The organism is Pseudoalteromonas sp. JSTW (genome assembly GCF_013423925.1).
In the GTDB taxonomy this organism is placed as follows: domain Bacteria; phylum Pseudomonadota; class Gammaproteobacteria; order Enterobacterales; family Alteromonadaceae; genus Pseudoalteromonas; species Pseudoalteromonas lipolytica.
On record NZ_CP058972.1, the window covers coordinates 492252 to 505201 of the forward strand.

A 12950-nucleotide genomic window follows, 5' to 3' on the forward strand; every position below is an offset into this window, starting at 1 on the left:
TAATGACAGCGCAATTTGAACATGTCTCTGTACTGATGGAAGAAACCATAAATGCTTTGGACATAAAGCCCGAAGGTATTTACATGGATGGCACATTTGGTCGCGGTGGACACTCAGGACAAATTTTAGCGCGTCTAAATGATCACGGTCGCTTACAAGCAATCGACCAAGATCCGCAAGCTATTAAAGCTGCCGAAAAATTTGCTGATGATGCCCGTTTTTCAATTGCCCATACCCGTTTTTCTAATTTAAAAACGGTGGCGGAAGACAATGACTTAATTGGTAAAGTCGATGGCATTTTATTAGACATTGGTGTGTCATCACCTCAACTAGACGATGCAGAACGCGGTTTTAGTTTCATGAAAGATGGCCCGCTTGATATGCGCATGGACCCAACCAGCGGTCGCAGTGCTGCACAGTGGTTAGCCGAAGCGGAACTTGAAGACATTACCCATGTGATCAAAACCTTTGGTGAAGAAAAATTTGGTCGTCGTATTGCTCATAAAATTATTGAAACTCGCGAGCACACACCGATTACCAGTACCAAACAATTGGCTGATTTAGTTGATCAAGCCGTGCCAGTAAAAGATAAACATAAGCACCCTGCAACACGCACCTTTCAGGCGATTCGAATTTATATCAACAGTGAGCTCGAAGAAATTCAAACGGCACTTCAAGCTGCTGTTGAAGTATTAAAGCCGGGTGGACGGCTGGTGGTTATTTCGTTCCACTCACTCGAAGATCGTATTGTTAAGCAGTTTATTAAGAAACAGAGTAAGGGAGAGGCGATACCCAGAGGTCTGCCTTTAACAGATGCACAAATAAATAAAAACCTGACGTTAAAAGCAGTGGGTAAAGCCATTAAGCCGAGCAAGGAAGAAATTGAATTAAATCCTCGTTCGCGCAGCTCGGTGCTAAGGGTTGCACAGAGGTTGTAATGAAAGCAAAAGCGACACATCGCCAACCAAATTTATTTGTAGAGATTTTCAAAGGCCTAGGAGCTAATAAGCTGACCTTGGCCTTGTTGGTTGTGATTCTCGCATCGAGCTTGAGTGTCGTGCAGGTAACTCACTTAGCTCGTCAACAGTTAATAGAACAAGATAAGTTATTGCAAGAGCGTGATGAACTAGACCTTGAATGGCGCTACTTGTTGGTAGAAGAAGAGTTTTATTCACAGCATGCACGTATCGAAGAAGTTGCAACCATGCAATTAGAAATGAAACGGCCAACCAGCCAAGACGAAAAGGTGGTAATACTGCAATGATAAGCAGAAGGAAAAAGCCAACTAATACCTTGATCACATGGCGCTTTATGCTGGTGTGCTCGGTTGTATTTTTAGTCTTTATGACGCTGGTAGCGCGTGCCGCATTTTTGCAAGTAATTGAACCAGACAAAGCGCGTTCAGAAAGTGATAAACGCACAGTACGTGTTGAAAAACAACATGTACAACGCGGTATGATCTTTGATCGCAATGGCAAAGAGCTGGCGGTAAGTGTGCCTGTGGTTAGTGTGTATGCAGACCCCAAAGCCTTGCATAAATCGTTGGTCAGCAAAGTGCTTCGCCAAGCGCGTAAAAATGGTGAAGATCAAAATGCACTGGCAGAGAACACCGCAGAATTAAATAGACGCATTGCCGCTTATTACAGCAATGATATTCGTTGGCGTGAGCTGGCGGATGTACTGCGTATTGAGCCAACTAAAATCAATGCGCGCCTGCGCGATAATCCGAAACGCCGATTTGTATATTTAAAGCGTCAGGTAACGCCTGCGGTTGCTAATTATATTGGTGATTTACGTTTGCCTGGTATTCATTTACTCGACGAATCAAAACGTTATTATCCTGCTGGCGAAGTGACAGCGCACGTGATTGGTTTTACGAATATCGACGGTCATGGAATCGAAGGAATCGAAAAACTATACGAACAACAACTAACCGGTGTTGAAGGCCAGCGTACTATTCGTAAAGATGCCCAAGGCCGCGAAGTTGAAGTACTTGATGAGCGTGAGCGTGTAGAACCAGAGAATATCCATTTAAGTATTGATCAACGTATTCAAGCCATTGCTTATAAAGCGGTGAAGTCAGCCGTATTATCTTACAAAGCAACATCGGGCTCGGCTATGGTCGTAGATGTAAAAACCGGTGAAGTACTGGCAATGGTTAATAGCCCTTCATTCAACCCGAATAACTTATCAGACGCAGCACCACACAAACGCCGTAACCGTGCCATTACCGATTTGTTTGAACCGGGTTCGACTGTTAAGCCACTAGCCATTTTGGCTGGTTTAGACTACGGCTCAATCCAACCGGATGAAATTATTGATACTTACCCAGGCTGGATGCGCGTGGGCGGGAGCTTAGTACAAGACACGCGTAATCACGGCGAAATGAGCTTAAGAGAAATCTTAAAGTACTCAAGTAATATGGGTGTGACGAAGGTCAGCCAAACCGTACCGAAAGACTATTTTGTGGGCCTTTATGAAAAAGTTGGCTTTGGCAGTGACAGCGGCACCGGAATGGTCGGTGAAAGTAGTGGCTTATTTTATCCACACCGTCGTTGGTCTGATCACGAAATTGCCGCTTTATCGTTTGGTTATAACTTAGCGGTAAGCACGGCACAAATGGCGCGTTTTTATGCCATGTTAGGGTCGGGTGGCGTTATGCGTCCTTTGACTGTGCTGAAGCAAGATTCAATTCCTGAAGGCGAGCGTGTTTTTCAACAAAAGGATGTTGAAGCCGTTGTTCACATGATGGAAAGTGTATTTGAAAAAGGCGGTACGGCACAAAAAGTTCACGTAGATGGCTACCGTGCAGCGGGTAAAACAGGGACCTCTAAAAAGGCCGCTGTGGGTGGTTATGGTGACGAATATGTCGGTTATTTTGCAGGTATAGCGCCAGCCAGCAATCCTCGTTTAGCTGTTGTGGTAATGATAAATGAACCGGGTGGAGATGTTTATTATGGCGGAGCGACGGCAGGTCCTGCATTTGCAGAGATTGTCTCCAATGCCTTAAGAATTTTAAACGTCGCACCGGACAAAGATGCGGTTGCGTACGTGGAAGGCAAAGATAACGATGCGTGATTTAAAACCCATTCTTAATCATATTGACGTGGAGGCTAATTCTTTATTAGTCAATCAACTGCGTCTAGATAGTCGCGATGTTCATCCCGGTGATGTATTTGTGGCAATTAAAGGCCATCAGCTTGATGGCGGCCAGTTTATAAAGAAAGCCATTGAAAGTGGTGCGGTTGCTGTGATTGCTGATCGCTTATGTGAGTTTGAAAGTCATTTCGAACCACTTTACTTAGTGTCTGATTTAGCTAAAAAGCTGCCAGCACTCGCTGCTGCATTCTACCAACAGCCCTCTGCTGAGTTAGATTTAGTGGGCGTAACAGGCACCAATGGCAAATCAACAACGACGGCAATGATCGCGCATTTAGCGCAGCAATGCCATAAATCTGCAGCGGTTATTGGTACGCTGGGTTATGGTCACCCTGAACAGCTAACACCCTTAGCCAATACCACTCCATCAAGTGTTGATTTACAACGTATTTTATCTGAACTACGTGATCAACACATGAATGTGGTTGCAATGGAAGTTTCATCGCATGGTCTGGTGCAACAGCGCGTTGATCATTGTCAGTTTAAAGCCGCCGTTTTTACCAATTTGTCGCGTGATCACTTAGATTATCATGGCACAATGGATGCGTATGGCGATGCCAAATTGATGTTGCTGCGTGATCATAATCCAGAAACTGTTGTGCTTAATCAAGACGATGCACAAGTCGAACAGTGGTTAGAAAAGTACGACTTCAATAACCTAATTTGTTATGGCCATAAAAATTTAGCACCGAAAGGCGCACGCTATGTCTATTTTAGCGATGTCGTTTATAGCAACACCGGTATTTCGGCAACGTTCGAAACAAGCTGGGGTCACGCTGAGGTGCAATCTGCATTATTTGGTGAATTTAACCTCTATAACCTAGCAGCAGCAATGGCCACGCTATTAGGTATGGGTTACCCGCTTTCACAGTTAGTAGACGCATGTAAATCATTGCAACCGGTTGCTGGGCGCATGCAAGCGTTTAGCGCACCGGGTCAACCAACTTGTATTGTTGACTATGCACATACACCAGATGCACTTGCACTGGCATTGCAGGCTTTACAAAAGCATGTCCCCGGGGGCGTGAGCTGTGTGTTTGGCTGTGGCGGTGACCGCGATAAAGGCAAGCGTCCAATGATGGCAAAAGCGGCTGAAGGTAATGCTGATCGTATTATCGTCACCAGCGATAACCCACGCAGTGAAGACCCAAATGCAATTATTGCTGACGTGGTCGCAGGACTTGAGCACCCAGAGCGCGCGCACTGCGAAGCAGACCGTGCTCGTGCAATTAGTTATGCAATAGAGCAAGCAAATGCCGATGATGTGATTCTTATTGCAGGCAAAGGCCATGAAGACTATCAAATTATTGGCGATCAGCGTATCGACTTCTGCGACCGCCAATATGTACAACAACAACTAAAAGAAAAATCGCAAGGGGCGCAGTTATGATCCCGATGGATTTTGATTGGCTAGCACAGGTTCTAGCAACCGATTACCGCGGTGGTAATCACAAAGTGAAAAATATAAATACCGACACACGCACACTGTGCGAGGGTGAAGTATTTTTAGCATTACAAGGGCCTAACTTTGATGGCCATAAATTTGTAGCGCAAGCAAAAGAAAAAGGGGCGATTGCAGCCATTGTTGCGCGCCCTGTTAACGTTGATATTGTGCAGTTTGTTGTCGCAGATACTCGCATTGCGCTGGGTCATATTGGGGCGGCGGTGATGGCAGAAGTCTCACCAAAAACCATCGCAATAACAGGCAGTGTTGGTAAAACGACCGTAAAAGAAATGTGTGCAGCAATTCTGTCAGGCCACGGTGAAGTGCTCTCGACTAAAGGCAACTTTAATAACGATATTGGTGTGCCGCTAACATTGTTGTGCCTTGAGCCTCAGCATGAATATGCCGTGATTGAATTGGGTGCTAATCATATTGGTGAGATTGCTTACACTGTTGCCATGACAAAACCAGATGTGGCTGTTGTGTGTAATGTTGCCGCGTCGCACTTAGAAGGTTTTGGCTCGTTACAAGGCGTAGCGACAGCGAAGGGTGAAATTTACGATGGCTTAAAACCGGATGGGGTTGCCATTGTTAATTGTGATAGCGACTTTGCTGATTATTGGTTAGATAAACTGACTCACCGAACAGTAAAGCGTTTTTCTACCACACAACAGTTAGATTATTGGGCTGAAGATATAGTGCTTGATGAACAAGCGCGCGCTTCATTTATGCTGTGTACAACAGAGCACAAAGTCCCTGTAACGCTTGCTTTGCCTGGTAAGCACAATATTGCTAATGCGCTTATCGCTACCGCGTTAACCACTGAATTAGGTGTGAGTTTAGACAGTATTGCAACTGCGCTTGCATCCATGGGCGAAGTAAAGGGACGTGTTAACGTACTGAAAGTATCAGATAAGCTAACGGTAATTGATGATACTTACAACGCAAATGTGCAGTCAGTTAAAGCAGCCATTGATTTATTGAGCGATATGCCCGGACGCCGTATTTTCGCCTTGGGTGATATGGGCGAACTTGGTGAAGAAGCACGTTTTTATCACCAACAAGTGGGTGAGTATGCTCAGCAAAAGGGCATTGATGAACTTTACAGCCTTGGCGTATTGAGTAAGTCGGCCAGTGATGTTTTTGAAAAGCCAAATCGTCATTTCTCAAGCCGTGAGCAATTATTACAACAATTACAAAGTGTGCTCGCTGAATCTCAGCAAAAGACCACCATTGTAGTGAAAGGATCGCGAAGTTCTCGTATGGAACTTGTGGTAGCAGATTTAGTTAACAGCCAGCAAGATGGCAACAATGGGGTAACGTCATGTTAGTGTGGTTGGCAGAGTATTTAACACAGTATTACAGCGGCTTTAATGTGTTTTCATACCTGACGCTGCGAGCGATTTTAGGTATTTTAACCGCCTTACTTATTTCACTTTATTATGGCCCTAAGCTTATTCGCGGTTTACAAAAAATGCAGATTGGTCAAGTGGTTCGCCATGATGGTCCGGAATCTCATCTGTCTAAAAAAGGCACGCCTACTATGGGCGGAATTTTGATTCTTGGTGCGATTTTTACCAGTACGTTGTTGTGGGCTGATTTATCAAATAAATATGTGTGGGCAACGTTATTTGTTGTGGGATCATTAGGCGTAGTGGGCTTTATTGATGACTATCGCAAAGTAATTCGTAAAGACCCCAAAGGTCTCATCGCTAAGTGGAAGTACTTTTGGCAGTCAGTGATCGCTTTAGTTGTGGCAAGCGCACTTTATTTTACTGCGCAGCAAGGCACTGAAACATCGTTAGTAGTGCCGTTTTTTAAAGATGTACTGCCACAACTTGGCTTGTTTTATATCGTCATGACTTACTTTGTTATTGTCGGCACATCTAACGCGGTAAACCTAACGGATGGGCTTGACGGTTTAGCAATTGTTCCGACTATTTTAGTCGCGTCGGCTCTGGCCATTATTGCTTATTTAACGGGTAACGTGAATTTCTCTAGCTACTTACATATTCCTCATTTACCGCTGGCAAGCGAACTGGTTGTGGTGTGCACCGCGATTGTGGGTGCAGGGCTTGGTTTCTTATGGTTTAACACATACCCAGCACAAGTATTTATGGGCGATGTAGGCTCGCTTGCGCTTGGCGGCGCACTGGGCATTATTGCGGTATTAGTTCGCCAAGAATTAGTGCTCATTATTATGGGCGGTGTGTTTGTGATGGAAGCTTTATCGGTAATTTTACAAGTCGGTTCATATAAGTTACGTGGGCAGCGCATTTTTAGAATGGCGCCTATTCATCACCATTATGAGTTAAAGGGATGGCCAGAACCACGTGTGATTGTGCGCTTTTGGATTATTTCGATTGTGCTCGTGCTTGCGGGCCTTGCGACATTGAAGATCAGGTAAATGACAGTAATTAACGAGATTAAAAATAAACACATAACAGTGCTCGGACTCGGTGTAACCGGTCTGGGCATTGTGCGTTTTTTATTGTCTCAGAATATTCAGCCAAAGGTTGTGGATAGCCGAGAGCAGCCGCCAGGTGCTGATTGGCTAGCTGAGCATGCGAGTGAGCTGGTTACCCACTTTGGTGATTTAGATAATGCAGCGCTTAGCAATACCGACATCATTATTATCAGCCCTGGGCTTAGTTTAACAACGCCGGCAGTCGCAAAAGCAATGGCTGCGGGGGTAGAAGTGATTGGCGATGTTGAGCTCTTCGCGCGCTTAACAGATAAGCCTATTGTGGCAGTGACGGGGTCAAACGGAAAATCAACCGTGGTGACGCTGGCATTTGAGGTACTCAAAGCTGCGGGTTATAAAGTGGGCCTTGGCGGTAATATAGGCACAGCTGTACTTGATTTATTAGCGCATGACTACGATGTTTTTGTGCTTGAGTTATCAAGTTTTCAGCTTGATACCACCCAGAGCTTAAAAGCACACAGTGCGTGTGTACTCAATGTGAGTGAAGATCATTTAGATCGCTACCCAAGCTATCAAGCTTATATCGACTCGAAGCAACGTATCTATAATGGCGCAGCACTTTGTGTTGTGAATGCCATTGATGCGGCAACACACACTGCAAAGCAGCCGCAGTTAAGCTTTGCACTTCGTAATGCCGATTACTCTTTAGTTGATCAACAGGGTGAACAATATTTTGCAGCACAAGGTAAGCCTCTGTTACCTGTAAGCAGCTTAAATGTTGTGGGTTCGCATAATCAACAAAATGCATTGGCAGTGATGGCGTTATTAAGCCCATTTGAAATCACAGCCGAGCACTATCTGCAAGCATTTAGTGCCTTTACTGGACTTGCGCACCGGTGTCAGTTTGTCGCTGAAATTAGTGGTGTAAAGTATTTTAATGACTCAAAAGCAACGAATGTTGGCGCGACTATCGCCGCAATTGAAAGCCTAGCCGATCAAGCAAAGCAATTAGTTGTTATTGCCGGTGGCGATGCGAAGGGGGCTGATTTAGATGCCCTAAAACCGTATTTGAACGACAAAGTAAAAGCCTTGGTCTGCTTTGGTAAAGATGCAAAAGCATTAGTGGCGCTTTCAGATAAAGGCCACCTTACTAACAACATGCATGAAGCAGTGCTACTTGCAAAACAGCTGAGTGATCAGGGCGATATCGTATTACTTGCCCCCGCTTGTGCCAGCATAGATATGTATAACAACTATATGCAGCGTGGGGATGATTTTACCCAGTGCGTATTGGCGGAGGCAGTATGATTGCATTTGCTGATATTCGTGACGCGCTTACACCTAAACAATCTGCACAACTTTATGATGTGCCGTTGATGTATTGCATGTTGATGTTGATTGGGGTTGGCTTTGTGATGGTGACCAGTGCATCGATGCCCACTGCTGAGCGTTTATTTGATAATCCTTATCACATCATTATTCGCCATAGCATGTTCTTAATTATGGGCTTTTTCTTATTCTGGATAGCCACCAATGTCCCAATGGATTGGTGGAAACGCAGCAACCCTTATTTACTCTTGCTGGGCTTAGCTTTACTGGTACTGGTATTGATAGTTGGTCGTGAGGTCAATGGTGCAAAGCGCTGGATACCAGTAGGACCCATTGGTTTTCAGGTGGCAGAAGCCGCTAAGCTGTATTTTTTTAGTTATATTGCTGGCTACTTAGTGCGTAAGCGCGCAGAAGTGCAAGAAAACCTGAAAGGCTTCTTTAAGCCGTTAGCCGTGTTTGGTGTGTATGCTTTATTGATATTGATGCAGCCTGACTTAGGTACCGTAGTGGTTCTGTTTGTTACGACGGTGGGCTTGCTCTTTCTAGCGGGTGCAAAACTATGGCAATTCTTTGGTCTTATATTAACGGGGATTGCTGCGGTAGTCGTGCTGATTATTGCTGAACCTTACCGTATGGCACGTGTTACAGGCTTTCTTGAACCTTGGGAAGACCCGTTCGGAAAAGGTTACCAATTAGTACAGTCGCTAATGGCATACAGTCAAGGTGGTTGGTTTGGTCAAGGCTTAGGTAATAGTGTGCAAAAGCTACAGTACCTTCCCGAAGCACACAATGACTTTATCTTCGCTGTTATAGGTGAAGAGCTAGGGTTTTTTGGGGTGTTAAGTATTTTAGTGGTGCTTGCAATATTTGTTTTTAGAGCCTTGCTTATTGGTCAAAAAGCGTTGAAGTGCGGTAAAGAGTATGAAGGTTATTTTGCCTTTGCGATTGGTATTTGGTTTGCCTTTCAAACCATGGTAAATGTGGGCGCAAGTGCGGGGATCTTACCGACCAAAGGCTTAACCTTGCCGTTTATTTCGTACGGTGGTTCTAGTTTATTAATTATGACCATCGCAACAGGTGTACTTTTGCGAATTGATTTTGAAACCAAAATGGCGACAAAGCAAGCTACCTCACGCGGAGGCAAACGATGAGTAAAAAATTACTTGTAGTTGCTGGTGGCACCGGTGGGCATATTTTCCCTGGCATTGCGGTTGCAGATTTTTTAAAGCAGCAAGGTTGGCAGGTAAGCTGGATTGGAACACCCGATAGAATGGAAGCCAATGTTGTGCCCAAACACAATATTGAAATTGACTTTATTAACGTAAAAGGTGTGCGCGGTAATGGTATAAAGCGCTTGATTAAAGCCCCTTTTATGGTGATAAATGCCATTTTGCAGGCGCGTAAAATTTTAAAAGCGCAAAAGCCTGATGTCGTACTCGCCATGGGCGGCTATGTGACAGGCCCAACAGGAATTGCCGCAAAAAGCTTAGGGATCCCTCTGGTTATTCATGAACAGAATGCAGTGGCAGGTATGAGTAACCGTTGGTTAGCAAAGTGTGCGAATAAGGTTTTGGCTGCTTTTCCTTCGGCTTTTGCTAAAGGGCAGTGTGAAATCGTTGGTAACCCAGTGCGCGCTAGTGTTGCGACGGTAACGGCTAAGCAAACGCAAACGCCGATTAATGTGCTAGTGGTCGGTGGTTCGCTGGGGGCGCAAGTATTGAATCAGACTTTACCGGCTGTATTCAGTGAGCTTTCAGCGCAAACAACGCTTAATATATGGCACCAAACGGGTAAAAATAATGAACCTAATGTCACCGCGAGCTATCAACAGTTAGGGTTAGCTGATTTTAGCAAAGTGACTGAATTTATTGATGATATGGATAGCGCTTATCAATGGGCCGATTTGGTAATTTGCCGTGCTGGTGCATTGACAGTAAGTGAAATCGCTGCGGCGGGTCGAATGGCTCTATTTGTGCCGTTTCCACATGCAGTGGATGACCATCAAACGGCTAATGCAGGGTATTTAGTCGCCGCGCAAGCCGCTTTGCTGATGCCGCAAAGTGAGTTTACAAAAGATGCGGTTGTGAATGTGTTATCACCTTACTTAAACGCACCAGAAAAAATTTCAACTATGGCAAGTAAAGCGAAACAGCTTGCCATTTTAGATGCCACAGCCAATGTTGCGAAGTGCTGTGAGCAGCTAGCAAATAGAAGAGATAAGTAGTGAAAGAAAGCACGATGAAAGAAAACAGCACTCGTCCTGCGATGCGTCGAATTGACACCATCCACTTTATTGGTATTGGTGGCGCAGGGATGGGTGGCATTGCCGAAGTACTTGCTTTTGAAGGCTACCGTATTACCGGCTCAGATATCGCACACAGTGCCATGACAGAACGCTTGATTCATGTCGGCGCAGAAGTGTTTATCGGGCATGATGAAAATAATGTCAAAGATGCCAGCGTGGTCGTGGTATCAAGTGCGATTAACGATCAAAATCCAGAAATTAAAGCAGCAAAAGCGGCGCGTATTCCGATTGTTCGCCGCGCAGAGATGCTTGCAGAATTAATGCGCTTTCGTCATGGCATTGCCGTGGCAGGAACACATGGTAAAACCACGACAACAAGTTTAATTGCGAGCATTTATGCACAAGCAGGGCTTGATCCCACTTTTATTATTGGCGGCCTGCTAAACAGTGCGGGTAGTAATGCAAAGGTTGGGAAAAGTGATTTTTTAATTGCCGAAGCCGATGAGAGTGATGCGTCGTTTTTACACTTACAGCCGATGGTGTCGGTGATCACGAATATCGAAGAAGATCATATGGATACCTATGGTGGCAGTTTTGATAAAATGAAAGACACCTATGTCGACTTTATTCATAACTTGCCATTTTACGGTTTAGCGGTTGTTTGCATAGATTCTGAGGTGGCTGCAGAGCTTATTCCTCGTTTTGGTCGCCCAGTGATCACCTACGGTGAATCGGCCGATGCTGATTACCGCATGGTTGATTTTAGCCAGACAGCCAATACCTGTTCATTCAATGTAGTGAATAAACACGGTGAAAGCTTAGCTGTTAGCTTGAATATGCCAGGCAAGCACAATGCATTAAATGCAACCGCTGCGATTGCGGTGGCAAAAGATCAAAATATTGCAAATAATGCAATTTTAGAAGCGCTGGTAAAATTTGAAGGTGTAGGCCGTCGTTTTCAACATTACGGCACATTTGAAAATGAACGCGGTAATGTGATGTTAGTCGATGATTATGGGCATCACCCATCTGAAGTGGCCGCAACCATTGCTGCTGTACGTGAAGGCTGGCCAGATAAACGGTTAGTCATGGTGTACCAACCGCATCGTTATAGCCGTACTCGAGATTTATACGAAGATTTCGTTAAAGTACTTGCCGATGTCGATCAGTTATTACTGCTTGATGTTTATGCTGCAGGTGAAGAGCCCATAGTCGGTGCCGACAGTAAGAGTTTATGTCGTAGTTTACGCCAACGCGGCAAAGAGCCATTGCATGTAGCAAGCAGTGCAGAGCTTGCAGGTGTGCTTGCTGATGTAATGCAAGATAATGATTTAGTTTTAACGCAAGGCGCTGGTAACATAGGCCAATTAGTGAAAAAGTTAGCAGCAAGCAACTTGTCTATTGAACAACTTAAGCAGGTAAATGTATGAGCCAGACAAGCGACAAATTTGGCAAAGTAGCAGTTCTTTTTGGCGGTACATCAGCTGAACGAGAAGTCTCGCTTAAATCGGGCCAAGCCGTATTGAACGCATTGCAGAGTGTTGGCGTTGATGCCATCGCATTTGATCCTAAAGAACAGCCTCTTTGGCAATTAAAAGAGCGCAATATTGAACGAGTATTTATCGCACTTCATGGCCGAGGCGGTGAAGATGGTACGATTCAAGGTGCGCTTGAATTTATGGGACTTCCTTATACTGGCAGTGATGTATTGGGTTCTGCATTGGCTATGGATAAAGTGCGTTGTAAGCATTTATTTAAAGCAATGGGCTTAAGCACTGCACCTTACACCGTTGTCGATAGCCGCCATGAGTTTGATAGCCAAGCAATCATAAATGAATTTGGTAAGGTGATGGTTAAGCCATCACATGAAGGGTCAAGCATTGGTATGGCTGAAGCGCATACGGCTGAGCAGTTAGATGCCGCTTTAAATGCGGCCTTTAAATTTGACAGCCAAGTACTCGTAGAGCAATGGATTACGGGTCGTGAATTTACCGTTGCTGTTTTAGGTCAAGATGTTCAGCCTGTTATTGAAATGACAACACCGAATGGTTTTTACGACTATCAGGCTAAGTATCAATCAAATACCACGCAGTACCATTGCCCTGCAGATTTATCTCAGCAAGAAACACAATTATTGCAAGATATGGCTCTTAAAGCCTTTGATTTGGTTGGCGCGAGTGGCTGGGGGCGTGTTGATGCAATGCGTGATGAACAGGGGAATTTTTACTTATTAGAAGTGAATACAGTCCCAGGCATGACCGAAAAGTCGTTGGTGCCAATGGCGGCTAAAGCCAATGGTGCAAGTTTTGAACAATTAGTTGTTCGCATTCTGGAGCAAACACTTTAAT

At 44.8% G+C, this 12950-nt stretch carries 11 protein-coding genes; all 11 read left to right on the forward strand.

The window, feature by feature from the left end:
* The first annotated feature begins 2 nt into the window (after positions 1–2).
* From rsmH to GZH31_RS02450, 11 genes are read left to right on the forward strand one after another with little or no spacing between them, the layout of a single operon-like run.
* Positions 3–938, forward strand: coding sequence for a 16S rRNA (cytosine(1402)-N(4))-methyltransferase RsmH (gene rsmH / locus GZH31_RS02400; RefSeq protein ID WP_036971210.1), 936 nt, complete (start codon positions 3–5; stop codon positions 936–938).
* Positions 938–1264, forward strand: coding sequence for a cell division protein FtsL (gene ftsL, locus GZH31_RS02405; RefSeq protein ID WP_065978166.1), 327 nt, complete (start codon positions 938–940; stop codon positions 1262–1264). Before rsmH ends, ftsL begins: the two co-directional genes overlap by 1 nt.
* Positions 1261–3078, forward strand: a complete 1818-nt coding sequence (locus GZH31_RS02410) for a penicillin-binding transpeptidase domain-containing protein (protein ID WP_036971205.1) — start codon at positions 1261–1263, stop codon at positions 3076–3078. The genes ftsL and GZH31_RS02410 overlap by 4 nt, the downstream gene beginning before the upstream one ends.
* On the forward strand, positions 3071–4549 hold the full coding sequence (murE, locus tag GZH31_RS02415; protein WP_118843975.1) for a UDP-N-acetylmuramoyl-L-alanyl-D-glutamate--2,6-diaminopimelate ligase: 1479 nt from the start codon (positions 3071–3073) through the stop codon (positions 4547–4549). Before GZH31_RS02410 ends, murE begins: the two co-directional genes overlap by 8 nt.
* Entirely contained in the window at positions 4546–5934 is a 1389-nt protein-coding gene (murF, locus tag GZH31_RS02420) for a UDP-N-acetylmuramoyl-tripeptide--D-alanyl-D-alanine ligase (protein ID WP_118843976.1), read from the forward strand. Before murE ends, murF begins: the two co-directional genes overlap by 4 nt.
* On the forward strand, positions 5928–7010 hold the full coding sequence (gene mraY, locus GZH31_RS02425) for a phospho-N-acetylmuramoyl-pentapeptide-transferase (RefSeq protein ID WP_036971198.1): 1083 nt from the start codon (positions 5928–5930) through the stop codon (positions 7008–7010). The genes murF and mraY overlap by 7 nt, the downstream gene beginning before the upstream one ends.
* Complete coding sequence (murD, locus tag GZH31_RS02430; protein WP_180311342.1) at positions 7011–8336, forward strand: UDP-N-acetylmuramoyl-L-alanine--D-glutamate ligase; 1326 nt, start codon at positions 7011–7013, stop codon at positions 8334–8336.
* Positions 8333–9508 carry a cell division protein FtsW gene (gene ftsW / locus GZH31_RS02435; protein ID WP_036971195.1) on the forward strand — a complete coding sequence of 392 codons (1176 nt, stop codon included), beginning with the start codon at positions 8333–8335 and terminating at the stop codon, positions 9506–9508. The genes murD and ftsW overlap by 4 nt, the downstream gene beginning before the upstream one ends.
* Positions 9505–10581 carry an undecaprenyldiphospho-muramoylpentapeptide beta-N-acetylglucosaminyltransferase gene (murG, locus tag GZH31_RS02440; RefSeq protein ID WP_036971193.1) on the forward strand — a complete coding sequence of 359 codons (1077 nt, stop codon included), beginning with the start codon at positions 9505–9507 and terminating at the stop codon, positions 10579–10581. Before ftsW ends, murG begins: the two co-directional genes overlap by 4 nt.
* A gap of 14 nt (positions 10582–10595) precedes the next feature.
* Positions 10596–12032 carry a UDP-N-acetylmuramate--L-alanine ligase gene (gene murC / locus GZH31_RS02445; protein WP_374027191.1) on the forward strand — a complete coding sequence of 479 codons (1437 nt, stop codon included), beginning with the start codon at positions 10596–10598 and terminating at the stop codon, positions 12030–12032.
* A complete protein-coding gene (locus GZH31_RS02450; protein WP_074988827.1) occupies positions 12029–12949 on the forward strand; it encodes a D-alanine--D-alanine ligase in 921 nt (306 codons plus the stop codon). Before murC ends, GZH31_RS02450 begins: the two co-directional genes overlap by 4 nt.
* The last annotated feature ends 1 nt before the right edge of the window (position 12950 follow it).